Below are 22,980 nucleotides of genomic sequence, written 5' to 3' on the forward strand. Positions count from 1 at the left end.
CCCCACCTCTCCAGCGCACCGACCGGTGCCGTTCCTCGAAACCAGTGATCCCGGCGAAGCCTAGGCGACCGATTTGCGAAGGTTCACCCGACCCCGCCCTCTCCGCGATTCGTCGCCACACGGACGCCGGTAGGGGCGTAGCCTCGGCAGCATGTCGGCGGCGATCTCCGTGGAACAGCTCGTCAAGTCGTTCGGAACCACCCGCGCTCTCGACGGCCTCGACCTCGAGGTCCACCGGGGCGAGGTACACGGGTTCCTCGGCCCGAACGGCTCCGGGAAATCCACCACCATCCGCGTCCTGCTCGGGCTGCTGCGCGCGGATTCCGGCCGGGCCGAACTGCTCGGCGGCGACCCGTGGCGCAACGCGGTGGACCTGCACCGGCGGCTCGCCTACGTGCCCGGCGAAGTCAATCTGTGGCCCAATCTCACCGGTGGCGAGGCGATCGATCTGCTCGCCGGCCTGCGCGGCGGCATCGACGAACGCCGCCGTGCCGAACTGCTCGAACGCTTCGAGCTCGACCCCACCAAGAAGGCCCGCACGTACTCGAAGGGCAACCGGCAGAAGGTCGCGATCGTCGCCGCGCTCGCCTCGGACGTGGAGCTGTTCCTGTTCGACGAGCCCACCTCGGGCCTGGACCCGCTCAAGGACGAGGTCTTCCGGGACTGCGTCCGCGAGGCCGTCGCCGACGGGTGTTCGGTGCTGCTGTCGAGCCACGTCCTCGCGGAGGTCGAGGCGCTGTGCGACCGGGTCACCATCATCCGGCAGGGCCGCACGGTCGAATCCGGCACGCTGACCGAACTGCGGCACCTGACCCGCACCTCGGTGGTGGCCGACACCGTGCGCCCGGTGGCCGGGCTGGACACGATGCCCGGGGTGCACGACCTGCAGGTGGACGGATTGCGGGTGCGGTGCGAGGTGGACACGGCGTACATGGACCCGGTGCTGCGCGAGCTGCTCGGCTTCGGCATCACGTCGCTCACCAGTACCCCGCCCACCCTGGAGGAGCTGTTCCTGCGGCACTACGGCGACGAACTGCCGGGCGAGCACATCCATCTGCCCGGCGAGCGGCTCGCGCACGGCCGGCCGGCCGCCGGCGAGGGAGCCGGCGCATGAGTGCCGCCTTCGTCGGCACCGGCCGGCTGGTACGCCTGGCGGTGCGCCGCGACCGCGTGCAGCTGCCGGTGTGGCTGGCCGCGATCACGATCGTCTACGCGATCTCGGTGTCGAGCCTGAAGGGGCTCTATCCGGCGCAGGAAGACCTGCACCTCATCGCCGTCAGCTCCGCCGTGTCCCCGGTGGTGCTGGCCACCAACGGCCTGGTCTCCGGCGACAGCCTCGGAGCGGTCGTCGCGGCCCAGACGCTGCTGTTCCTGGCGCTGGCGGCGGGCCTGATGAGCACCATGGCCGTGGTGCGGCACACCCGGCAGAACGAGGAGACCGGCCGCGCCGAACTGGTCGGGGCCAATGTGGTCGGTCGGCGGGCCCTGCTCACCGCCGCCCTGATCGTTGTCGCCGCGGCGAATGTCGCGCTCGCGTTGCTGCTCACGGTCGTCTCTCTCGGTTTCGGACTGCCGCTGTCCGGATCTCTGGCGCTCGGAGCGGCCACCGGGGCGGCCGGTGTCGCGTTCGCGGCCGTCGCGGCCGTGACCGCGCAGGTCGCCGAGGGCGCCCGGGCCGCGAACGGGCTGGCCGGCGCGGCGCTGGGGGTCGCGTTCCTGCTCCGCGCCGTCGGCGACAGCGCGGGCACCGTCGACCCGGGCGGGGTCAGCGTCACGAGCATGTGGCTGTCGTGGCTGTCGCCGATCGGGTGGGCGCAGCAGATCCGGCCGTACGACGTGGACGCGTGGTGGATCCTGCTGCTGTTCGCCGCATTCACCGCCGCGACGACGTGGACCGCGTACGTGCTGACCGGCAGGCGGGATCACGGAGCCGGGTTGGTGCAGCCGCGGCCGGGGCCGGACCGGGCGGCGACGTGGCTGCCCACCGCCGCGGGCTTCGCGTGGCGGGTGCAGCGCACGACGCTGATGTGGTGGGCGCTTGGCATTGCGGTCCTCGCCGCCACCTACGGCAGTGTCGCGAACGAGATGGACAACTTCCTCGACGAGGAGGGTGCCGTCGCCGACATGATGAAGCAGCTCGGCGGCGGAGCCGACGCGATCACCGACGCGTACTTCGCGATGATCTTCCTGATGATGGCGTTGTTCGCCAGCGGATACGCGGTGCAGGCGGTGCTGCGGATGCACGGGGAGGAGACGTCCGGCCGGGTCGAGCCGGTGCTGTCGACGGCCCTCGGGCGGGTGCCGTGGATGCTCGCGCACATCGCCGTGGTGACGGTGGGAGTGATTGTGCTGCAGGTCGTCACGGGCGTCGCGTTGGCCGTCTCCTACGGAATGACGATCGGCGACATCACCGGTCCGCTCGGCAATCTGCTGCCCGCCGCGCTGGCGTTCGTGCCGGCCGTGCTCCTGGTCGGCGCGATGGCGGTGCTGTGCGTCGGGGTGGCGCCGCGCCGGGCGTCGAGCGTCGCATGGGGCGTCTTCGCCGTGTGGTTGATCATCGGGCAGCTCGGCGCCCTGCTGGACCTGCCCCAGGCGGTGCTGGACCTGTCGCCGTTCGTCCACGTCCCGGCCCTGCCGGCCGCGGACATGCGCCCGCTGCCGCTGCTGGTGCTTCTGCTCGTCGCCGTGGCGACCGCGACGGCGGGTGTGAGCGCGATGCGCCGCCGCGACCTCGTCGTCCAGTGACCGCCCGCGGCGGCGACCGAATGTCACATCGCGGCGATCCGACTGCCGCGATGTGACATTCGGTCACTGCGGAGGAGGCCGACTCGGGATCAGCGCGCGTCGAGCACCAGCCAGCCGCCGTGGTGCTCGAACGCCTCGAACGCGAGACCCGTGGATTCGCCGAGTGTGCGCAGGGCGGGCAGGTCGAAGGTGCGCACGTGGCCGTGGCAGGCGGTGGCCTCGTCCTCGAACGGCACCGCGATCACCACGCGCTCCCGGGCGATGCGCAGCGCCTCCGCGACGACGGCCGCACCGGTCGCGGCGTCGACGTGTTCGAGCAGATGGATTGCGGTGACGGTGTCGGCGCTGTCGTCGGGAACGGGCACGTGGGCCGCGTCGCACACGACGGTGTCCACCTCGAGGCCCAGCCGCGGCGCGACGGCCTCGAGCAGGGTCATGGTGCCGGGCAGGATGTCGGTGGCGGTCACGGCGATCCCGGCGCGCGCCAGGCGCAGGGGGAGGAATCCGAAGCAGGAGCCGAGATCCAGCACGCGGCCGCGGACGAGTTCGGCGGCCTTGTCGTGGATCGGGGCGAACCCGGCGGTGCCGTCCAGCAGTTCGGTGAGCGAGTTGCGGTAGTAGGTGACCCACGCGTCGAGGGCGTCGGGCAGGGTGGAGCGCACCAGCCCGACCATCGTCAACTCGAACTCCTCCTGTCCGAGGTCGCTGTCGGCGATCGACGCGGTGACCCCGGCGACGAGACGTTCACTCAGGTCGTCGGGCCCGAGCGAGTGGGTCACGTGCAGCCGGTCGCCCTCGCGGCGCAGGGCGATCGGGCCCGAGCTCACCTTCTCGACGGTGACGTGGGCGTGGGACCACCGGCCGGGCGGGCAGGGGGCGAGTGAGTCGAGCACAGTCATTGCAGCGCAGCCTTTTTCGAGGAGGGGGAGGCGTCGGGACCGTCGAGGGACGGGACGGCCGCGTCGAGGCCACTGTAGAGGGCGCGCATGCCGGCGGACAAGAGTTCCGGCAGCGCGAGCGAGTCGTCGGCGAGCCACTGCTCGTACGCCGCCATCGCCACGCCGAGCACGAGATAGCCGACGGTGCGCGGGAAGTGGTCGTCGGCGGCGGCGCCGACGCGACGCGCGACGTACTCGGCGATCACCCGGCGCCAGCCCTCGTACATCACCACCGAGTACGCCTGCAGCGCCGGTACCCGCAGGATCAGGTCCATGCGGTCGCGGTGCAGCGCTGCCTCGGACTCGGGGAAGGTGTTGAAGTCGAGCAGCGCCGAGGTCAGCGCCTCGGCGAGGGGGACGTGGCCCGGCAGCGCGTCGAGGTGGGCGCGCATCTGTTCGAGGTGGCCGTCGAAGTCGCCCCACGGCACCGCGTTCTTGGACGGGAAGTACCGGAAGAAGGTGCGGCGGGCGATTCCGGCGGCTTCGGCGATCTGGTCGACGCTGGTCTCGTCGAATCCCCGGGCGCGGAACAGTTCGATCCCGATCGCGCTCAGTCCCTCTCTCGTGGTGGAGGGGCGGCGACCTATCCGAGCGGACGGTTTCCGGCGGCTACGCATGGTGTGAGCCTTCCATGGGTGACATTGTGCACTCGATGCCATTACAGTGGTGAACCGAGTCACAGCGCAATGGGTCTGTGACGCCGGGCTCCGCTCGTGGAGTCCCCATCCGAGGAGGTAGTTGATGTCCGATCGTGACAACACCGTCGTCGAGTCCGACCTGGTCGAGGAGTCCCTCGTGGAAGAGGTGTCCATCGACGGCATGTGCGGCGTGTACTGATCGTGTCCGCCGACGCCGCCACCACAGTGTTCGACGCGCAGAAGGTCGACTCGGCAGGGTTCGATCCGGATACGACGTGGAGGCTGCACCCGCAGGTAGCGCTTCGCCCCGAGCCGTTCGGGGCGTTGCTCTACCACTTCGGGACCCGCAAGCTCTCGTTCCTGAAGAACACCACGATCGTCGAGATCGTCGAATCCCTGCACCAGCATCCGTCCGTGCGGGCCGCGCTCGCCGCGCACGGAATCGACGAGTCGGCTGCACGTCCGTACCTGCGGGCGCTGGCCACCCTGGCCGACTCCCACATGATCGTGCCGGCCTAGACCCCGCCGGTCCCCCTCCCGCCCGCCCCACCGACGAGGACGCAGCCCATGACCTCTGTGCTCGAATCCGCCGCAGTACGAGAAGCTTCCGGCCCGCCCAAGGTCGGCCGCCTGGTCGACCAGTTCGAGAAGGGTCTCGACGCCCCGATCTGCCTGACCTGGGAGCTGACCTACGCCTGCAACCTGTCGTGCGTGCACTGTCTGTCCTCGTCCGGCCGGCGTGATCCGCGCGAGCTGACCACCGAACAATGCAAGGCGATCATCGACGAACTGCAGCGTATGCAGGTGTTCTACGTCAACATCGGCGGCGGAGAGCCGACCGTGCGCTCGGACTTCTGGGAGCTGGTCGACTACGCCACCGAGCACCAGGTGGGCGTGAAGTTCTCCACCAACGGCGTCAAGATCGACAAGAAGGTCGCCGCGCGTCTCGCGGCCTCCGACTACGTCGACGTGCAGATCTCCCTCGACGGCGCCACCGCCGAGGTCAACGACGCCGTGCGCGGCCCCGGCTCGTTCGCGATGGCCGTGCGTGCCCTCGAGAACCTCGCCGAGGCCGGATTCCGCGACGCGAAGATCTCCGTCGTCGTGACCCGGCACAACGTCGACCAGCTCGACGAGTTCAAGGCCCTGGCCGACCAGTACGGCGCGACGCTGCGCATCACCCGCCTGCGTCCCTCCGGCCGTGCCGTCGACGTGTGGGACGACCTGCACCCCACCCACGAGCAGCAGCGGCAGCTCTACAACTGGCTCGTCGCACACGGCGAGGGTGTGCTGACCGGCGATTCGTTCTTCCACCTGTCCGCCTTCGGTGGCAGCGACGGCGCCGGTGCGCTGCCGGGGCTGAACCTGTGCGGCGCGGGCCGGGTGGTGTGCCTGATCGACCCCGTGGGCGACGTGTACGCCTGCCCCTTCGCCATCCACGACAAGTTCCTTGCCGGGAACATCCTGTCCGACGGCGGTTTCCAGCAGGTGTGGCAGCACTCCGAGCTTTTCACCGAACTCCGGTCGCCGCAGACCGGCGGGGCCTGCAGCAAGTGCACCTTCTACGATTCGTGCCGCGGCGGCTGCATGGCCGCGAAGTTCTTCACCGGTCTGCCGATGGACGGGCCGGATCCCGAATGCGTCCAGGGCTACGGCGAATCCGCGCTCAGCGCCGACCGCACCGTGCCCAAGTCCAGCGTCGACCACTCGCGCACCGGTGAGCGCCGCACCCCCCGCGCGCCCGTCCCGTTGCAGCTGATGGTGCGCCCGCCGTCGCGGGCCTGCGACGAAAACCCGCTCGCCGGAATGCAATAGCCGGCCCCGTTCGTGCAAGTAGGAGAGGCAGATCCATGTCCAAGGAATGGTTCGAAACCGTTGCGGTCGCGCAGCAACGGGCGAAGAAGAAGCTCCCCAGGTCCGTCTACGGTGCCCTCGTGGCCGGCTCCGAGAAGGGCATCACCGTCGAGGACAACCTGACGGCATTCGGCGAGCTCGGCTTCGCCCCGCACGTGGCGGGGTTGTCCGACAAGCGGGAGATGGGCACCCACGTGATGGGTCAGGACATCGCCCTGCCGGTGGTGATCTCCCCGACCGGCGTGCAGGCGGTGCATCCGGACGGCGAGGTCGCCGTCGCCCGTGCCGCCGCGGCCCGCGGTACCGCGATGGGGCTGAGCTCGTTCGCGAGCAAGTCCATCGAGGAGGTCGCCGCGGCCAACGACAAGACCTTCTTCCAGATGTACTGGGTGGGCAGCCGCGACGTGCTGGTCCAGCGGATGGAGCGGGCCCGCGCCGCCGGCGCGAAGGGCCTGATCATGACCCTGGACTGGTCGTTCTCCAGCGGCCGCGACTGGGGCAGCCCCGCCATTCCGGAGAAGATGGACCTCAAGGCCATGTTCCGGTTCGCCCCCGAGGGCATCCTGCGGCCGAGCTGGCTGCTCGACTGGGCGAAGACCGGCAAGGTGCCGGACCTGACCACCCCGAACCTGACCCCGCCCGGCGGCAGTGCCCCGACGTTCTTCGGCGCCTACGGCGAGTGGATGGGCACCCCGCTGCCCACCTGGGAGGACGTGGCGTGGCTGCGGGAGCAGTGGGGCGACGCGCCGTTCATGCTCAAGGGCGTCATGCGGGTGGACGACGCCAAGCGCGCCGTCGACGCGGGCGTCACCGCGATCTCGGTGTCCAACCACGGCGGCAACAACCTCGACGGCACGCCGGCCCCGATCCGGGCGCTGCCGGCGATCGCCGAGGCGGTCGGCAAGGACATCGAGGTGCTGCTCGACGGCGGCATCCGCCGCGGCAGCGACGTCGTCAAGGCCCTCGCCCTCGGCGCCAAGGCCGTGATGATCGGCCGCGCCTACCTGTGGGGCCTCGCCGCGAACGGGCAGGCGGGCGTGGAGAACGTCCTCGACATCTTCGCCGGCGGCATCGGGTCCGCGCTCATCGGCCTCGGCAAGACGTCGATCCACGAGCTGACCCCCGACGACATCGTCGTCCCGCCGGGCTTCCGGCGCGACCTCGGAGTCTGAGCGGTCCACCTGCCGATGGGCACCCTCACCGAACCGATCACCCTGGCCGGACGCCACGCGCCGGCCAGGGTGCTCTTCGGGCCGCACGAAACCAATCTCGGTGTGGGGAGGACCTTTTCGTCCGAACACGTGGCGTACTACGAGCGCCGCGCGCGCGGTGGCGCGGGGGTGCTCGTGACCGAGGTCGCCTCCGTGCACCCGCACGACCAGCCCTACGAGCGGGCACCCCTGGCCGCGGAGTGCGGTCCCGGATGGGCCGCCGTCGTCGCCGCCTGCCGGCCGCACGGCACCCTGGTGCTGGCCGGCCTCGGCCACGCCGGGCTGCAGGGCTCGAGCGCGTGGACCCAGGCACCGCTGTGGGCCCCGTCGCGGGTGGCGGACCCCGCGGTCCGGGAACTGCCCATGGAACTCGGCGACGACGAGATCGATGCGGTGATCGAGGGATTCCGCGCCGCCGCCGCGGTCGCGGTCGCCGCCGATGTCGACGGGATCGAACTGGACGCCGGGCCGACCGCGCTGCTGCGCCAGTTCCTCTCGGGCCTGACCAATCGGCGCACCGACCGCTACGGCGCCGACCGGTCGTTGCTGTTGCGGCGGGTGGTCGCGGCCGTGCGCGCCGAACTCGGCCCCGGGCGGATCCTGGCGCTGCGCCTGAGCTGCGACGAGGAGGCGCCCTGGGCCGGCATCACCCCGGAGCACGCCGCCGCCCACGCCCGCGACCTCGCGCCGGACCTGGATCTGCTCACCGTCGTGCGAGGCGGCCTCTACGCCCCCGGCGCGTACCGGCCCGACGCGCACACGCCGGCCGGGTTCAACGCCGGACTGTGCCGCGCCGTCCGCGACGCGGTGGCGGGCGCCGTCCCCGTCGTCCTGCAGGGCAGCGTCGTCGACCCCGCCGCCGCGCAGCGCGCCCTCGCCGAGGGGGTGGGCGACCTCGTCGAGATGACCCGCGCGCAGATCGCCGATCCGGACCTCGTCACCGCCGTGCGCGAGGGCCGCTCGCCCCGGCCGTGCGTGCTGTGCAACCAGGCCTGCCTGGTGCGCGACTTCCGCAATCCCCGGGTCGGCTGCATCGGCAACGCGGAGGCCGGGCACGAGACGCGCGCGCCGCAGCCTCCGGCCGCCGCCGCGCGGGACGTCCTCGTGGTCGGTGGGGGACCGGCCGGGCTCGAGGCCGCCCGGGTCCTCGCGGAGCGCGGTCACCGGGTCCGCCTCGTCGAGCGCGCCGGACGCGTCGGCGGGATGCTGCGCACCGCGGCGGTGGGCACGGGACGCGACACGCTCTCCGCGCTCGTCGACTGGCTCGAGGCCCGCTGCCGCGCGCTCGGCGTGCGGATCGACACCCGTCGTGCCGTCACCGCCGGCGAACTCGAGGACGCCGTGGCCGCGGGCGAGGCCGTCGTGCTCGCCACCGGCAGCCGGGACCGGCCCCCCGAGTACCCGGCCGAGGAGGGCCACTACGTCACCGCAGCCGGCCTGCTGGCCGGTGGCCCGATCGCCGTGCGGCCGGTCGTGGTGTGGGATCCCGTCGGGGGTCCCGTCGCGGTGGGCATCGCGGAACAGCTTGCCGCCCAGGGCTATACCGTCTCGTACGCCACGACGGACCCGATCGCCGGGTCGCGGCTCGCGCCGACGGGCGACCTGGTCGCGGCGAACACCCGGCTGCAGCGGGCCGGGGTCGCCCGGCACCTCGGGGTCACGGTGCGACGGGTCGGCGCCGACGCGGTCGAACTCGAGCACCGGCTGACCGGACGGCGCACCGACGTCGCCGGCGCGCTGCTCGTCGACTGCGCCCCGGGGCTGCCGGAGGACACCCTGTACCGCACCGGGCTGACACGGATCGGCGACTGCCTGGCGCCGCGAAGTGTCCACCAGGCGGTACGGGAGGGTCACACGCTCGGATCCGAACTGTAACCTGTTGCAGACTGCTACGGATCGGAAGGATCGACGAATGGGCGAGTTCGACGGCAAGGTCGTGTTCATCACCGGCATTGCGCGCGGTCAGGGACGCAACCACGCGATCCGGTTCGCGCGGGAGGGCGCGTCGATCATCGGCGTCGACATTGCCGGTCCCGTCTCGGAGTACAACTCCTACGCACCGGTCACCGAAGCCGACTTCCACGAGACCGTCCAGCTCGTCGAGGCCGAGGGGGCGAAGATCCACGCGCGCATCGCCGACGTGCGCGACAGCGCCGCCCTGAAGTCCGTCGTCGACGACGGCGTCGCCCAGTTCGGCCGCCTCGACGTCGTCGTCGCCAACGCGGGCATCTGCAACTGGAACCGCTTCTGGGAGATGCCCGACGAGCAGTTCGAGGAACTGATCGACATCAACCTCACCGGCGTCTTCAAGACCCTCAAGGCCGCCACGCCCGCCATGATCGAGGCCGGCAACGGAGGGTCGATCATCGTCGTGAGTTCCGTCGCCGGGCTGAAGGCCATGCCCGGCCAGGCCAACTACGCCGCCGCGAAGTTCGGCCTCGTCGGCCTGACCCAGAGCGCCGCCAAGGAGCTCGGCGAGTACCGCATCCGGGTCAACTCCATCCACCCCTACGGCGTGAACACCCCGATGGGCACCGACCAGGGCGCGCTGACGCTGTTCGAGAAGTACCCGCACTGGCTGCCGAGCTTCGCCCCGATCCTCACCGAGAAGCCGATCGCCGACGTCGACGACATCACCGAGGCCGTGCTGTATCTCGCGAGCGACCGCGCCCGGACCGTCACCGGCAGCCAGATGGCCCTCGACCAGGGGAACTCGAAGGTGTGAGCGAAACCTGCTCCGCCGGACCGCACCCACGGCTGGCCGCCCCGCTGCGGCTCGGCCCGGTCACGCTGCGCAACCGGGTGGTGTTCTCCGCGCACCTGACCAACTTCGCCGAGGACGGGCTGCCCACCGCGCAGCACGCCGCGTACTACGCGGCGCGGGCCGGCGGTGGAGCCGGGCTGATCGTCTCGGAGGAGCACACCGTGCACCCGACGGACCGGCCCTACGAGAAGCTGATCCGCGGGTACGACCCCGCGGTGGTGCCCGGGTACCGGCGGATCACCGACGCCGTGCACGCCCGCGGCGGGCGAATCTTCGCCCAGCTCAACCACAACGGCGCCCAGGGCTGCGGCATGTACACCGGCCTGCCGCTGTGGGCGCCCAGCGCCGTGCCCGACCCGCTGTTCCGGGAGGTGCCCAAGGCGCTCGAGGAGCACGAGATCCGCGACCTCGTCGAGGGGTACGCCCGCGTCGCCGAGCACTGCCGTGCCGGCGGATTCGACGGGGTCGAACTGCAGTGCTCACAGGCGTCGATCGTGCGGCAATTCCTGTCCCCGGGCACCAACCTGCGCACCGACCGGTACGGCGGACCGCTCCGGAACAGGGCGCGGTTCCTGCTCGAGGTCGTCGGGGCACTGCGCGCGGCGGTCGGGTCCGACCTGGTCGTGGGGGTCCGCCTCAGCGGGCACGACGGCACCGACGGCGGGATCACCCTCGACGACGCCGTCGCCGTCGCCGCCATGATCGAAGACAGCGGGCACGTCGACTACCTGAACACCTCGATCGGCGTGGCCACCGAGACGCTGCACCTGATCGAGGCGTCCATGGCCACGCCCCACGGCTACGCGTTGTTCGTGCCCGACGCGATCCGGCGGCGGGTGCGGCTGCCGGTCGTCGGCGTCGGACGCTTCACCACCCCCGCCCAGGCCGAGGCGGCCCTCGCCGAAGGGCGCTGCGACCTCGTCGGCGTCGTCCGCGGCCAGATCGCCGACCCCGACTTCGCCGCCAAGGCTCTCGCCGGCGACGACGAGGCCGTGCGTCCGTGCCTGGCCTGCAACCAGGAGTGCATCGGCCGGGTAGGGCTCGGCCGGTGGATCGGTTGCGTGGAGAACCCCCGCGCCGGCCGCGAGGCGCAGCTGCTACCCGATCCGGCGGTCCCCGGCCGGCGCGTGCTGGTCGTCGGCGGCGGACCGGCCGGCCTGCGCGCCGCCGCGACCGCCGCGCAGCGCGGGCACCGGGTCACCCTGTGCGAGCGCACCCCCGCCCTGGGTGGTCAGATCCGCACGGCCGCCACCGCTCCGGGCCGCGGCGAACTCGCCGGCATGGTGGACAGCCTCGAGGTCGAATGCCGCCGCGCGGGCGTCGATGTGCGCATCGGCGTGCACGTCGACGCCGCCTTCGTGCAGGAGCACCGACCGGACGCGGTCGTCGTCGCCACCGGGGCGCGCCCGCGGCGCCCGGACTGGGCCGCCGACACCGCGCTCGTCGTCGACGTCCGCGACGTGCTCGACGGCCGCGTGTCCCCGCAGGGCGACGTCCTCGTCGTCGACGACCTCGGCTTCCACCAGGCGACGTCGGTGGCCGCACTGCTCGCCGGCCGCGGCGCCGCGGTCACGGTCTGCACGGCCGGGATGATCGTCGGACAGGACCTCGGCCTGACCCTCGACATGGAGGACTGGACCCGCCGGGCACACGCCGAGGGCATCGCGCAGCTCACCGACACGCTCGTCACCGCCGTCACCGAGACCGGCGGCAGGCTCGACGTCGCGCTGTGGCACCATCCGACCGCCGTCGCGCACACCCGCACGGTGGACGCGGTGGTCGTGGCCACCCATCAGGACCCCGTGGACGATCTTTGGGTAGCGCTGCGCGACAGTGCCTTCCACGTCGTGCGGATCGGCGACGCGGTCACGCCGCGACGGGCACATGCCGCGATCGTGGAGGGGGAGCGGGCGGCGGTGGGGCTGTAGCCCGGTGCGTCCTTTGGGCGGCAGGAGCAACCCAAAGGACGCACCGGCCGCGCAGCGGCCTATCGGCTCGCTCGCTTGGTGGCGTCGGCCCACGACTCCACCGCCGCGTACCCGTCGCCCACACCCTGGGTGAATGCGACCAGCGCCCCGTACATCCGGGAGCCCTCGACGGCCAGTTCCGTCTTCGCCACCCAGTCCGCGGCGCGGGCCATGACGTGGGCCGAGATGTCGGCACCGTCCTGGGTGCCGCGCGAGGCGTGCAGGAACGACTCGTCGGCGATCTGAAAGGTCTGCACCACGGCGCGCCAGTAGTACTCCGCATCCATCGCCGCGCGGACCTCGTAGTAGTCCGTGGCGTTCTGCCGCGCCACCGACTCCTGCAGCGTCGCCGCCGCCTCGGAGATGCTGCGCAGCGGAACGTACACAGGGTCCTCGGACGCCCCCCGCGTGGTTCGTCTACCCGTCACCGGCACGATGCTTTCAGACAATGGCACCCCCTCGATGGTCCACAAGATCATCGCACGCGCAAGTGCCGGCACGGGTCAGCAGGTGAGCGCACCGCCCGGGGACGCCGGCGCGTGCCGCAGCGGATCGAACGGCTCGAACCAGGCATCGACGGTCGCGAACAGGGCGCGCTGAGGAATCCGGAAATCGCCGAGCCGCTCCTGTTCGGGCAGCGGCCCGTCGGCGCCGAGGTCGACGCCGCCCACCACCGCGGCGAGGGTGCGGGCGGACCACAACCGGCGCGGTGCGGCGCGGAACCACTGTCCGTTCGGCACGTCGCCGGTGAGCCGGATCCGGCCGGCGCCCAGGACCGGGCCGGCGACGCGCGCCACGGCGGCCAGGACCGCGGGGTTGTGCCGCGCCCCACCCGGCAGCAGCCGGCCGGCCAGGGTCGCCAGGGTGGTGGCCGGCGACGAGGACACCCGCACGTCCCAGACGACGTCGTCGCCCGCCGTGATGTGCAACCGGGACGGGCCGGTCCACTCGGCGGCGACGTCGGTGCGCACCGTCCGGGTGAGGGCGGCGCCGAGGTAGCGGGCGCATCCGTGCTCCGGCGCGGCATCGCTGTAGACGGTCCAGTGGCCCTGCGGGTCGCGGTGCCAGACCGCGGTGAAGGCGGGGCCCACCGACCCGGCGGTGAACCGGCGCAGCGCCAGACAGTGCCCGCTGGCGAACGGCGCCCCGATCACGGCATACCCGGTGAACCGCTCGCCGGCGACCTGGGGCAGGGCGCGGGGCTCCTCGGCGGCTTCCTGCGGTGTGGTCTTCATCTCGTCCTCCCTCGGCGTACGAATACGGTCCTCCCGATCGTGCGCCGCGTCGTGACCGGAAGCATGGGGCCGATGCCTCATCTTCGGCATCCGTCCGGCCCTGCGCCCCGGCTCAGGCGGCGGAGGACAATGGGGCCGTGCAGCGCAGGAGCGAGTCGTCTCCGGGCCCGCGGGACGGGCCGCGGCGCGCCGAGCTGCTCGCGGCGCTGTCCCTGGCGATCGACCTGGGCCTGGGGCAGCCGATGGAGCACATGCTGCGGTCCGCCGTGCTGGCCGGACGGATCGCCGAGCGCATGGGCCTGGACGCACGGCAGCAGGCCGTCGTCTACTACGCGAACCTCGTCGCCTGGATCGGTTGCCACGCGGACTCGCACGAGTTGGCGCAGCTGTTCGGCGACGACATCGCACTCCGCGCCGATACCTACGGGGTCGACATGAGGGGGCTGCCGTTCCTGCGGATGCTGACCAGCCACGTCGGGCGCGGGCTCGACGGCGCGCGTCGCGGGGTCGAGGTCGTCGCGTTCCTGCTGACCGCCCGCCGTCGCATGGCCGAGCTGATCGGTTCGCACTGCGCCTCGGCGGGGACGCTGTCCGACCGGGTCGGGCTCGACCGGCAGATCGGCGCGGCCCTGGCCTACGCGTTCGAACGGTGGGACGGTGCCGGGCTGCCCGCGGGTGTGCGCGGCGACGACATCCCCCTCGAGATGCACATCGTGCACCTCGCGGAGGTCTCCGAGGTCCATCTGCGGGCCGGCGGACCGGGGCGGGCCGTCGAGGTCGCGCGGGCGCGCAGCGGGACCCAGTTCTGTCCGCGGGTGGCGCGGGTGTTCCAGGAGGCCGCGGGCGAACTCACCGACGGTCTGCTCGAGCAGGACGCGTGGGCGGCGGCGCTGGATCGGGCGCCCGACCGTGCGCGCGTCCTCGCCGGCGACGAACTCGACACGCTGCTTCGTGCGATGGCAGACTTCGTCGACCTGAAAGTTCCCTGCCTGCTCGGGCATTCGCGGGCGGTGGCCGAGCTGACCGCGGCCGCGGGCCGCCTGCGCGGCCTGCCGGCGACGGACGTCGAGGTGCTCTACCGGGCCGGGCTCGTGCACGGTCTCGGCCGGATGGGGGTGTCCAACCGGATCTGGGAGAAGCCCGGTCCGCTCACCGGCGCCGAATGGGAGCGGGTCCGGCTGTACCCCTACCTGACCGGGCGGATCCTCAGCCGCGTCACCGGCATGGAGGACGTCGTCGCCGTCGCAACCACGCACCGCGAACGCCTCGACGGCTCCGGGTATCCCAACGGCGTGCGCGGACGCGACCTGAGTGTCGCCGATCGTCTCCTCGCCGCGGCGGAGACGTACCAGCGCTTCGGGGAACCCCGGCCGCATCGCGGTGCGCTCACCCCCGAACACGCGGCGGGCCGCCTGCGGCAGGAGGCCCACCGCGGGCGCCTCGACGCCGAGGCGGTCGAGGCGGTGCTGACGGCGGCCGGACACCGGCGGGTGCGGCGCGCGCCATGGCCGGCCGGGCTGACCGCCCGCGAGGTGGAGGTGCTGCGGCTCGTCGCCCGGGGCCGGTCCAACCGGCAGATCGCCGACGAGCTGTGCATCGCGGAGAAGACGGCCCGCAACCACGTCGAGCGCGTCTACGCCAAGCTCGGGGTGGACAACCGCACGCGGGCCGGCCTGGCCGCCGTCGATCTCGGGCTGGCCTGGTGACCCGCCGGCCCGCGGCGGGCGACGGGAGCACCGCACCGCGGCCGGACCGGTCGTCATCGAACCCGGTTCGCTCGTCGAGGTTTTCCCGGCCGGCCCGTAGCCTCTGCGCACGGTTCAGCGGGTCGGGCGGGCCGGTACGCGCCGTTCACCCGGCAACTCGGTCACCAACACCGGCAGGTGGATTGGTGGACGCCACTGCTTGTGATGATCCGCCACCCCGTCAGATTTCCTGATGTGGTGCTGCAGCAACGGTTTTCGAGTCTGTCGCGGAGATGGGTCGACGCACTGATCATCGTCGGCGATCTACCGGTCGGGGATCCGCAGGCAGGGCACGGCTGGACGGTATTGGGGCCGGCTCCGGGCCGGCCCCAATACCGTCGAGGACAGGCGAATGGATCAACTCGCATTTCCGCCGCCCTGTGCTACCACTCGGAGGGTCTCCGGCGGCAGCGGTTTCATGGTGCAGTGCTCACTTCGCAGAAGGTTCGGCCTCGTAGGTGACCCAGCTCGTTCGCGTGGCGAGGGTGTTGTAGAGCGCCTGGGCTTGGTGGTTGTCTTCGGCGGTCACCCACTGCACCACGGCGCGACCCTCGGCGGTGGCCATCTCGGTGAGACGGCCGATCAGTGCACGTCCGACGCCCCGGCCTCGGGCTGCGGGGTCGGTGAACAGGTCGTCGAGGAAGAGACCGGTGGTGCCGGTGTAGGGCGAGGAGAACCGGCGATGGTGTGCAAACCCGAGGATCTCGCCGTCCGCTTCCGCGACGAGAGCCTTGCATTCGTGTCGGGGATCCATGAACCATCCCCATGCGCGGGAGACGATGTCCTCGGACTCGGGCAGCTTGTAGAACTCGCGGTACTCGCGGAAGAGGACACGCCAGCGGCACTCGTCGGCAGGGGCGAGCGGCCGGATCGTCGGAATGGTGGTCGTTGCCATGGGTGGCTCCTATCGGTGGTTGAAGGTCTCGGCAGAGCGGTACTGCCAGGTACTGTCCGAGCGTTCTCCGCCCGCGAGGATCGAATATCCGATGCGGGATGCGGCGCGCTCAGGCTTCGGTCACGTCATCACTGCGTTCTCCTTTCTTTCCTTGCCTGTTCGGGTTCCCGGCTGGCGTGGGGCCAGCAGGAGGTACACGGCGCTGCCCGCGACGAGGCCCCAGAACGCGGCACCGACGCTGAAGAACACGACGCCCGACATGGTGACCGCGAGCGTGGTCAGGGCCGCGATCCCGGTGCGGGTATCGCCGCCCATCGCCCCCTTCAGTGCGGTGAGGGCAGAGCCCAGCAGGGCGACGGCAGCAAGAACCGAAACCGTTTCGCTCGGGATCGCCCGGAACCCGGCCACGAGCACGCCCCCGAACGAGCCGACGAGCAGATAGGTGAGGCCGCCCGAGAGGCCCGCGATGTAACGCTGTGCGCGATCCGGATGCGACTCGGGGCCGAGCGCGATCGCCGCCGTGATCGCGCCGAGGTTGATGCCGTGGCAGCCGAAGGGCGCGAGGATCGCCGAGACCGTCGAGATGGCACCGACGAGCAGGCGGTCGTTCGGCTCGTACCCCTGCGAGTGGAGCAGTGCGAGCCCGGGTGCGTTCTGCGAGGCCATCGTGACAATGAACAGCGGCAGCGCGATGCTCACGAGCGCGGCCGGGGTGAATGCCGGCATCGTGAACACAGGGCCGCCGAGCGCGAGCGACGGCGCGACCTCGCGGAAGGATCCGGTCGCCCCGGTCGCCGCGAGCCCGGCGACGAGTCCGGCGAGCACTGCGTATCGGTCGAAGACGCGCTTGCCGAGGAAGAAGGCGACGACGATGCTCCCCGCGATCAGCGGCGCGCTCGTGAAGGCGCCCGCTGCGGTCACGACGAAGGGCAGCAGGATCCCGGCGAGCAGAGCCTGTAGCACCGGGCCGGGCACCCTGGCGAGTAGCCGGCCGAACCAGCCCGTGTACCCGACCACTGCGGCGGCGACCGAGGCGACGAGGAACGCGCCGACGGCCTCGGTGAACGAGAAGCCGCCGAGCGAGGCGATCAGCAGCGCCGCTCCGGGCGTCGACCAAGCGACGATCACCGGGATACGGGTGAACAGGCTCAGCGCGATGCTGCACACGCCGTTGCCGATCGCCACCGCCCAGACCCACGACGCGGTCTGCGCCTCGTTCAGACCCGCTGCGCGAGTGGCTTCGAGCACGATCAGGAACGGGCCTGCGAAGTTGATGAGCGCCGAGAGGAAGCCCGCGACGACCGCGGAGACTGAGACATCCCGCAGCACAGAGGAACCCCGGCTCATCGGTGCGCCGCCGAGACTGCCGACGTCACGCCCGCTCGATGGCGTAACAATCTTGCAGAAACTTGAGTAACGTTATTCACTAGCGTCATGTCGAATGATAACAGAGCGTCGGAAATCGCGGCACGCCTCCGCCAGCGGATCGCGACGATGCATATCGGGGAGAAACTGCCGGGTGTCCGCGAACTCTCCGGAGAGTTCGCGGCGAGTGCAGCCACCGTCTCGGCAGCTCTCTCGGAACTGAGCGCATTCGGGCTGGTCCGGGCTGAGCCCGGACGGGGAACGTTCGTGGCGGGCCGCGAACGACTACCGGAACCGGACTTCTCCTGGCAGTCTCAGGCGCTCGGCCGCGCCAGAGTGGACGCCGACCGGGCCGCTCGCCTGGGCGGCTACGGTACTCCCGACCACATCCCGCTCTCCTGGGGATACCTCGCCCCCGAACTACAGCCGAACGAGGAACTGCATCGCATCGGCTCGCGTGCGGCGAAGAGCGGTCGTGCCTGGATGATGACGCCGCCAGCGGGATCGCCGGAACTGCGGCGGATCCTCGCCTCCGAATACCGCGCCGACCCGAACGACGTGCTTGTGGTCTCCGGCGGGCAGCAGGGCCTCGTCTTCACGATGCGCACACTCGCCGAGCCGGGGTCGGCGGTCATCACCGAGAGCCCGAGCTATCCGGGCGCGATCCTCGCTGCGCAGAGCGCGGGCCTGAACCTCTCGTCGGTGCCCGCCGACGCCGACGGGATCCTGGTCGACCGTCTCGCCGACGAACTCGAACGCACGCGAGCGCGAGTGGTCTACCTCCAGCCGAACTGCGCGAACCCCACCGGCGCGGTCCTCGGTGCAGAGCGCCGGAAGCAGGTGCTCGAACTCGCCGCCCGACACGGCGCGTTCATCATCGAGGACGACTGGGCCAGACACCTCGGAATCGACGGACAGGCCCCACCCTCCCTCTTCACCGAAGACCCCCACGGACACGTCGTATCGATCCTCACCCTTTCGAAGCCTGCCTCCCCAGGTCTCAGGCTCGGCGCGGTCATCGCGCGCGGCCCGGCAGGTGAACGGCTCCGGGCCTCTCGCACCGCCGACGACCTCTGCGTCGCGCCGCTGGTGCAGGAAATCGCCTGCGGTCTCCTGACCTCGAATGCGTGGCCCCGGCACCTGAAACGCCTGCGCGCAGAGCTCGCGACGCGACGCGACGCACTTGCCTCCGCGATCCACGCCACGACGCCCGGCATCCGCATCCCGTGCGTCCCGCGCGGTGGCCTTCACCTGTGGGCCAGGCTGCCCCAGGGCGCAGATACCCGCGAGATCTGCACCGCCGCGTACGCGGCCGGGGTACTCATCGGAGACGGGAGTCACTTCTTCGTGGACGAACCACCCGCACCGTTCCTGCGCTTCTCCTACGGGGCCGCAACCGAAGCCCAGATCGCCGAAGGCATCAGGCGGCTCTCCGAAATCCTCCAGCGGTGAGGTTCGGTGGTGCGAAGCAGCGTCCCGCGCCGGGAATTGCGCCCGGTTGGTTGTTGATGTGTTGTGCAGCTCGGATCGCTCAACGTGGTGGCCGGCGGATGATCGACGGTGCCGGACTCTCCGCCGCCCGCAGGTGAGATGTTCCACGGGAATCTACTGGGGGTGCCTCGGTCCTGTCTCGACGAGGGCGTTGACGAGGCCGGCGGCGGTCGCGGCATCGTCGACCACGACCAGGGTGCGTGCGCCGTCGCGCCGGTGCAGCACCAGCGCGGGGCCGCCGCGCAGGACGAACCCTCGGGCGCCGCGCAGCGGGCCCAGTACCGCCACGCGGTATCCGTAGCCCCCGAAGTGCTTCAGCGGTGCCACGTCGGTGACGGAGGCGGAGGCGATGGCACCGAGCGGGGTGTGCAGGTGCGGCCACCCGAACAGGCCCGCGACGGTGACCCCGCGGACGTCGACGGTGACGCGGATCGAGCAGGTCAGCGCGACCAGCACGGCGAGCAGCACGGCCAGGCCCAGCAGGATCCACAGGCGTGTGAGCACGCCGAGGGCGGCGACGATACCGATCGCCGCGACGAGCACGATCGTTGTGACGTTGCCGGTGGCCACCGATCGGGTCCACGCGACGAGTTCGTCTGCGCCGAGGGGAATTCGCGGTGCATCGGCGGCCGGGGGAGAGGCAGGTCCGCGCGACCACCGGGGCACCGCCGCGGCGGCAACGGCCCCGAGGGCGACGCCGATGCCGAGTGCTGCGAGGAGAGACGCCCCCGGCGGCGAGGCTGCGGCGGCGTCCGCGAGTCCCCGCTGAGAGCCGGTGACCAGCACGATCAGGGCGGTCACGAAAGCGACCGTTCCCGTGACGGTCGCGGCGACCGCGCGGGTGAGGGCAGGGTCGGTGTCGGCGACCCGGGCGAGACCGAAACCGAGGGCGGCGAACAGGACACCGAACCCGAGCAACAGTGCGATCGTCGCCGGGAGGCCGGCGAATCCGTCCGCGGTGCCGTCGAGGTTCCAATGTGTTGCGATCGGATTCGGTAGCTGCGCATGCCAGCTCCGGAGCACGAGTGCGCCCGCGGCGGCGACGGCCAGGGGTGCGGCCGTGGAGCTGAGGAGGATGCGGCCGGTGGGGCGCCGGTCGGTGCCGGGATCGTCTGTCATCGGTACTCCGTTCTGATCAGGTCGACGAGATCGTCGGCGCTCAGGCCGACGCGTTTGGCGTGCGCGACGGCCTGAGCGACGGCGGAATGCAAAGCGGCATGCCCGGTTTCGGCGCGGTCGGTGACGACCGCGCCGCGTCCGCGGCGCAGCTCCACCAGGCCTTCGTCGCGCAGTTGCTGGTACCCCCGCAACACGGTGTGGACGTTGAGGCCGAGCGATGCGGCGAGGTCGCGCGCGCCGGGGAGGCGCTCGCCCGCCCGGACCTCGCCCCGGGCCACCGCGCCGCGCACGGCCGCGGCCAGTTGCACGAACAACGGGTCCGGCGAGTTCGGGTCCAGTCTGATGAGCACGGGGCAAGCATATTGTTCTATTTGAAATAGAACAAGTCGGCTAACGGCGGCATCGGGCCGGTGCGGTCACCGGCGACCCGGCGGCGACGGGGAAGACGGGTCCTGTCCCGGGATCCCGGCCGAGTCGCCGGCCTGCCAGCCCCGGTGGAGCACGTCGACGGCCTCGTGCAACAGGCCGTCGCGGTCGCCGGGGACCGACGCGGGGATCTGGTGCAGTGTGGTCAGCCGGGCGATGCCGTAGACGGTGCCCCACGTGGCGGCGCACCGCCGCAGCACCTCGGCCTCCTCCACACCCTCGGGCTGGCAGGCCGCCACGGTGCCGCGCAACAGACGCCAGTAGTCGGCGGCCGCCTGTTGCAGGCGCGGGTGATCGGCCTTGTCGACCGTGGGCCCGTAGGCCAGGTCGTGCACGTGCGGGCGCTCCCGGACGAACCGCAGGTAGGCGTCGGTGAGCGCGTGCAGCCGGCACCGTGGATCGGATCCGGCTGCCTCGACGGCGGCGGCCGCCTCTGCCGCGGCGCCCTGCAGTCCGGTGCCCGCCACGGCCGCGAGGAACCGGCGCTTGTTCCCGAAGTGCACGTAGGGCGCCTGGTGGCTCACGTCCAGGTGCTGCGCCACCCGGCGGAGGCTGAGGCGTTCGGCCGGCTGCTCCCTCAGCAGTTCGAGCGCGGCTCGGAGCAGCCGTTCGTCGAGCGTGTCGGTCATCCGTCCACCAGCCCTTCCCGGCGTGCGCGGCTCCGCCCATTGACAGTGTCAACCTACCGCGGGACCATAGCAATTGACAGTGTCAACCCGAGTCGCACCGGAGGTGGTGGCGGTCATGACACGGATGCAGAAGATCTCGACCGAGGTGGGTCCACTCGCCGTCCGCGTGCACGGGGAGGGCCGGCCCGCGGTGCTCTGGCACAGCCTGTTCGTCGACGAAAGATCCTGGAGCAGAGTCGAAGACGCGCTGGGAATCGACCGGCGCCTCGTCGTGGTCACCGGTCCCGGGCACGGGGCGAGCGGTGACCCCGGCCGGCGCTACACCACCGGGGAATGCGCCGCGGCGGCCGTCACCGTGCTCGACGCCCTCGGTATCGACGAACCCGTCGACTGGGTCGGCAATGCCTGGGGCGGCCACGTCGGCATCGTCTTCGCGACCGACGCGGCGTCGAGGTGCCGGACGCTGGTGACGCTGGGAACGCCCGTCCAGGCGCTGAACCGGGCGGAGCACGCGCGCACGCTGTTCCTCCTCGCCGCCTACCGGACGCTCGGCGCCGCCGGGTTCATCCGGTCCGGCGTGACGAACGTATTGCTCTCCGCCGCAACGAGGGAGCGCGACCCGGAGGCGGTCGCACTCGTCGAGGACTGTCTCGTCCGCGCGGACCGGGCCGCGCTGCGCAACGCCGTCGTCTCCATCTCGCTGCACCGGCCCGACCTCACCGAGCGGCTCCCACGGGTGTCGGTCCCGACCCTGTTCGTCACCGGCAGCGATCACAAGGGCTGGACGCCCGAGCAGGCACGCGCGGCGAGCCTGCTGCTACCCGACGGGTTCTGCGCCGTCGTCGACGGCGCCGCGTACCTCGTACCGCTCGAGGCGCCGGCCGAGACGACGGACCTGGTGCGGCGATTCTGGGCCGCCGCGGTACCGCGCCGCACGTGAGACGTCTTGCAGAACTTCAGAGTTCGCGTCGCATAGCCGCGCGGGGCCACCGGTCCATACCCCCGGCGGCCTCGTCGCGCCGGATCTGCCGCAGCCCCGGGCCGAGTTCGTCGTCGCGCAGGTACCGGAAGCCGAGCCGCCGGTAGTACGGCCCGTTCCACGGGACGTCGGCGAAGGTGGTCAGCGTCAGGGCGGGCAGTTCGCGGACACGCGCCCAGCCGGCGAGATGGTCGATCAGGGCCCGGCCGAGCCCGCGGCGCGCATGGTCCGGATGCACCGACACCTGCTCGATGTGGGCGGTGCCGTCGACGACATCGGCGAGCAGGTATGCCACCGGGCGGTCGTGGCCGTCGAGACACACCCAGGCGCGCCCGCCGGCCACATACTCGTGCAGCTCCTCGAGCGTGGGCGGCGGGTCGGCGGCGACGGCGTCCATTCCGAGGTCCGCGAACGCGCGGCCGGCCGCGCGCTCGATGTCCTGAAGAACCGGCAGCTCCGCCGCGAGTGCGGGACGGACGCGGGGCGCGTCGTCGCCGGGCAGCGCGAGGTCCTTGAAGAAGTACAGCGACGATGCGGAGTACGCGTACTTGCCGAACCGTTCGGGCAGCGGCTCGTATCCGGCGGCGGCATACATGGCGAGAGCCTCGGGCTGCTCGGTGCCGGTCTCGAGCACCATCCGACGCCGGCCCGCCTCGACGGCGGTGCGTTCGAGTTCGGCCAGGATCCGTCGGGCCACGCCCCGGCGGCGGGCGCCTTCCCGCACGTACATGCGCTTGATCTCGGCGTCGCCGTCGCGCAGTCCCGGATGCGCCGAGTCGCGGGCGCGCCAGCCACCGATCCCCGCCGGCGAGCCGCCGCCGTGGGCGAGCAGGAAGACGCCGTGCGGCGGGGTGAACTCCTCCGGATGCAGCGACGTGTGGTCCGGTCCGCCGTAGCGACGGACGTACTCGAGCTGCACCTCGTCGATCAGGGACTGCACCTCGGCGTCGTCGATGGGACGCGGTTCGATCTGCACGGC

At 71.7% G+C, this 22,980-nt stretch carries 22 protein-coding genes; 12 read left to right on the forward strand and 10 right to left on the reverse strand.

The features are described 5' to 3' along the window. The first annotated feature begins 151 nt into the window (after nt 1-151). Together OCS65_RS10110 and OCS65_RS10115 are read left to right on the forward strand one after the other, a co-directional pair. Nucleotides 152-1,114 (forward strand): ABC transporter ATP-binding protein, encoded by a 963-nt coding sequence (locus OCS65_RS10110; protein ID WP_263510123.1) that lies wholly within the window; start codon nt 152-154, stop codon nt 1,112-1,114. Further along, on the forward strand, nt 1,111-2,745 hold the full coding sequence (locus OCS65_RS10115) for an ABC transporter permease (protein WP_029544999.1): 1,635 nt from the start codon (nt 1,111-1,113) through the stop codon (nt 2,743-2,745). Before OCS65_RS10110 ends, OCS65_RS10115 begins: the two co-directional genes overlap by 4 nt. A gap of 89 nt (nt 2,746-2,834) precedes the next feature. Here the strand turns inward: OCS65_RS10115 and mftM are convergent, their stop codons facing one another. Both mftM and mftR read right to left on the reverse strand, forming a co-directional pair. Further along, nucleotides 2,835-3,644 (reverse strand): mycofactocin oligosaccharide methyltransferase MftM, encoded by an 810-nt coding sequence (gene mftM / locus OCS65_RS10120; RefSeq protein ID WP_006932884.1) that lies wholly within the window; start codon nt 3,642-3,644, stop codon nt 2,835-2,837. Further along, the gene (gene mftR, locus OCS65_RS10125) at nt 3,641-4,300 is read right to left on the reverse strand and encodes a mycofactocin system transcriptional regulator (protein WP_029544997.1); all 660 of its coding nucleotides are present in this window, start codon (nt 4,298-4,300) and stop codon (nt 3,641-3,643) included. Before mftR ends, mftM begins: the two co-directional genes overlap by 4 nt. A gap of 124 nt (nt 4,301-4,424) precedes the next feature. Here mftR and mftA point away from each other — a divergent pair, with 124 nt between their 5' ends. The 7 genes from mftA to OCS65_RS10160 are packed head-to-tail and all read left to right on the forward strand — an operon-like array spanning nt 4,425 to nt 12,078. Beyond that, nucleotides 4,425-4,520: a mycofactocin precursor MftA gene (gene mftA / locus OCS65_RS10130; protein WP_065922321.1), complete on the forward strand. Its 96-nt coding sequence runs from the start codon at nt 4,425-4,427 to the stop codon at nt 4,518-4,520. 26 nt (nt 4,521-4,546) lie between these two features. Beyond that, nucleotides 4,547-4,840, forward strand: coding sequence for a mycofactocin biosynthesis chaperone MftB (gene mftB, locus OCS65_RS10135; protein WP_231772898.1), 294 nt, complete (start codon nt 4,547-4,549; stop codon nt 4,838-4,840). A gap of 48 nt (nt 4,841-4,888) precedes the next feature. Continuing rightward, nucleotides 4,889-6,136, forward strand: a complete 1,248-nt coding sequence (gene mftC / locus OCS65_RS10140) for a mycofactocin radical SAM maturase (protein ID WP_006930977.1) — start codon at nt 4,889-4,891, stop codon at nt 6,134-6,136. Between the two features lie 35 nt (nt 6,137-6,171). Further along, nucleotides 6,172-7,347, forward strand: coding sequence for a pre-mycofactocin synthase MftD (gene mftD, locus OCS65_RS10145; protein WP_231772637.1), 1,176 nt, complete (start codon nt 6,172-6,174; stop codon nt 7,345-7,347). A gap of 15 nt (nt 7,348-7,362) precedes the next feature. Further along, nucleotides 7,363-9,261, forward strand: a complete 1,899-nt coding sequence (locus tag OCS65_RS10150) for a mycofactocin system FadH/OYE family oxidoreductase 1 (protein WP_006930975.1) — start codon at nt 7,363-7,365, stop codon at nt 9,259-9,261. A gap of 37 nt (nt 9,262-9,298) precedes the next feature. Further along, nucleotides 9,299-10,111 carry a mycofactocin-coupled SDR family oxidoreductase gene (locus tag OCS65_RS10155; protein ID WP_006930974.1) on the forward strand — a complete coding sequence of 271 codons (813 nt, stop codon included), beginning with the start codon at nt 9,299-9,301 and terminating at the stop codon, nt 10,109-10,111. Next, nucleotides 10,108-12,078, forward strand: a complete 1,971-nt coding sequence (locus OCS65_RS10160) for a mycofactocin system FadH/OYE family oxidoreductase 2 (RefSeq protein ID WP_006930972.1) — start codon at nt 10,108-10,110, stop codon at nt 12,076-12,078. The genes OCS65_RS10155 and OCS65_RS10160 overlap by 4 nt, the downstream gene beginning before the upstream one ends. 59 nt (nt 12,079-12,137) lie before the next feature. Here OCS65_RS10160 and OCS65_RS10165 read toward each other — a convergent pair whose 3' ends face one another. Together OCS65_RS10165 and OCS65_RS10170 are read right to left on the reverse strand one after the other, a co-directional pair. Beyond that, nucleotides 12,138-12,545 carry a hypothetical protein gene (locus OCS65_RS10165; RefSeq protein WP_230304501.1) on the reverse strand — a complete coding sequence of 136 codons (408 nt, stop codon included), beginning with the start codon at nt 12,543-12,545 and terminating at the stop codon, nt 12,138-12,140. Between the two features lie 75 nt (nt 12,546-12,620). Beyond that, nucleotides 12,621-13,352 (reverse strand): hypothetical protein, encoded by a 732-nt coding sequence (locus OCS65_RS10170; protein WP_043800540.1) that lies wholly within the window; start codon nt 13,350-13,352, stop codon nt 12,621-12,623. Between the two features lie 137 nt (nt 13,353-13,489). Here OCS65_RS10170 and OCS65_RS10175 point away from each other — a divergent pair, with 137 nt between their 5' ends. Then, on the forward strand, nt 13,490-15,058 hold the full coding sequence (locus OCS65_RS10175) for an HD domain-containing phosphohydrolase (protein WP_043800537.1): 1,569 nt from the start codon (nt 13,490-13,492) through the stop codon (nt 15,056-15,058). A gap of 469 nt (nt 15,059-15,527) precedes the next feature. On the opposite strand, the gene OCS65_RS10180 is transcribed toward OCS65_RS10175, so the two are convergent. Then, nucleotides 15,528-15,992, reverse strand: coding sequence for a GNAT family N-acetyltransferase (locus OCS65_RS10180; RefSeq protein ID WP_006930966.1), 465 nt, complete (start codon nt 15,990-15,992; stop codon nt 15,528-15,530). 120 nt (nt 15,993-16,112) lie between these two features. Continuing rightward, nucleotides 16,113-17,339: a benzoate/H(+) symporter BenE family transporter gene (locus tag OCS65_RS10185; protein WP_051446104.1), complete on the reverse strand. Its 1,227-nt coding sequence runs from the start codon at nt 17,337-17,339 to the stop codon at nt 16,113-16,115. A gap of 87 nt (nt 17,340-17,426) precedes the next feature. Here OCS65_RS10185 and OCS65_RS10190 point away from each other — a divergent pair, with 87 nt between their 5' ends. Next, on the forward strand, nt 17,427-18,809 hold the full coding sequence (locus tag OCS65_RS10190) for an aminotransferase-like domain-containing protein (protein ID WP_051446103.1): 1,383 nt from the start codon (nt 17,427-17,429) through the stop codon (nt 18,807-18,809). Between the two features lie 153 nt (nt 18,810-18,962). On the opposite strand, the gene OCS65_RS10195 is transcribed toward OCS65_RS10190, so the two are convergent. The 3 genes from OCS65_RS10195 to OCS65_RS10205 all read right to left on the reverse strand — a co-directional run bounded on the left by OCS65_RS10195 (nt 18,963) and on the right by OCS65_RS10205 (nt 21,022). Further along, nucleotides 18,963-19,967 carry a DUF1648 domain-containing protein gene (locus tag OCS65_RS10195; RefSeq protein ID WP_043800532.1) on the reverse strand — a complete coding sequence of 335 codons (1,005 nt, stop codon included), beginning with the start codon at nt 19,965-19,967 and terminating at the stop codon, nt 18,963-18,965. After that, on the reverse strand, nt 19,964-20,317 hold the full coding sequence (locus OCS65_RS10200) for a GntR family transcriptional regulator (RefSeq protein ID WP_006930948.1): 354 nt from the start codon (nt 20,315-20,317) through the stop codon (nt 19,964-19,966). Before OCS65_RS10200 ends, OCS65_RS10195 begins: the two co-directional genes overlap by 4 nt. A 66-nt stretch (nt 20,318-20,383) precedes the next feature. Continuing rightward, nucleotides 20,384-21,022: a TetR-like C-terminal domain-containing protein gene (locus tag OCS65_RS10205; protein WP_084648604.1), complete on the reverse strand. Its 639-nt coding sequence runs from the start codon at nt 21,020-21,022 to the stop codon at nt 20,384-20,386. 115 nt (nt 21,023-21,137) lie between these two features. Between OCS65_RS10205 and OCS65_RS10210 the strand changes: the two genes are divergently transcribed. Further along, nucleotides 21,138-21,962 carry an alpha/beta fold hydrolase gene (locus OCS65_RS10210; RefSeq protein ID WP_231772638.1) on the forward strand — a complete coding sequence of 275 codons (825 nt, stop codon included), beginning with the start codon at nt 21,138-21,140 and terminating at the stop codon, nt 21,960-21,962. Nucleotides 21,963-21,978: 16 nt separating this feature from the next. On the opposite strand, the gene OCS65_RS10215 is transcribed toward OCS65_RS10210, so the two are convergent. After that, the gene (locus tag OCS65_RS10215; RefSeq protein ID WP_065922329.1) at nt 21,979-22,977 is read right to left on the reverse strand and encodes a GNAT family N-acetyltransferase; all 999 of its coding nucleotides are present in this window, start codon (nt 22,975-22,977) and stop codon (nt 21,979-21,981) included. Nucleotides 22,978-22,980 lie beyond the last annotated feature (3 nt).

This window comes from Rhodococcus aetherivorans (assembly GCF_025722975.1).
GTDB lineage: Bacteria > Actinomycetota > Actinomycetes > Mycobacteriales > Mycobacteriaceae > Rhodococcus > Rhodococcus aetherivorans.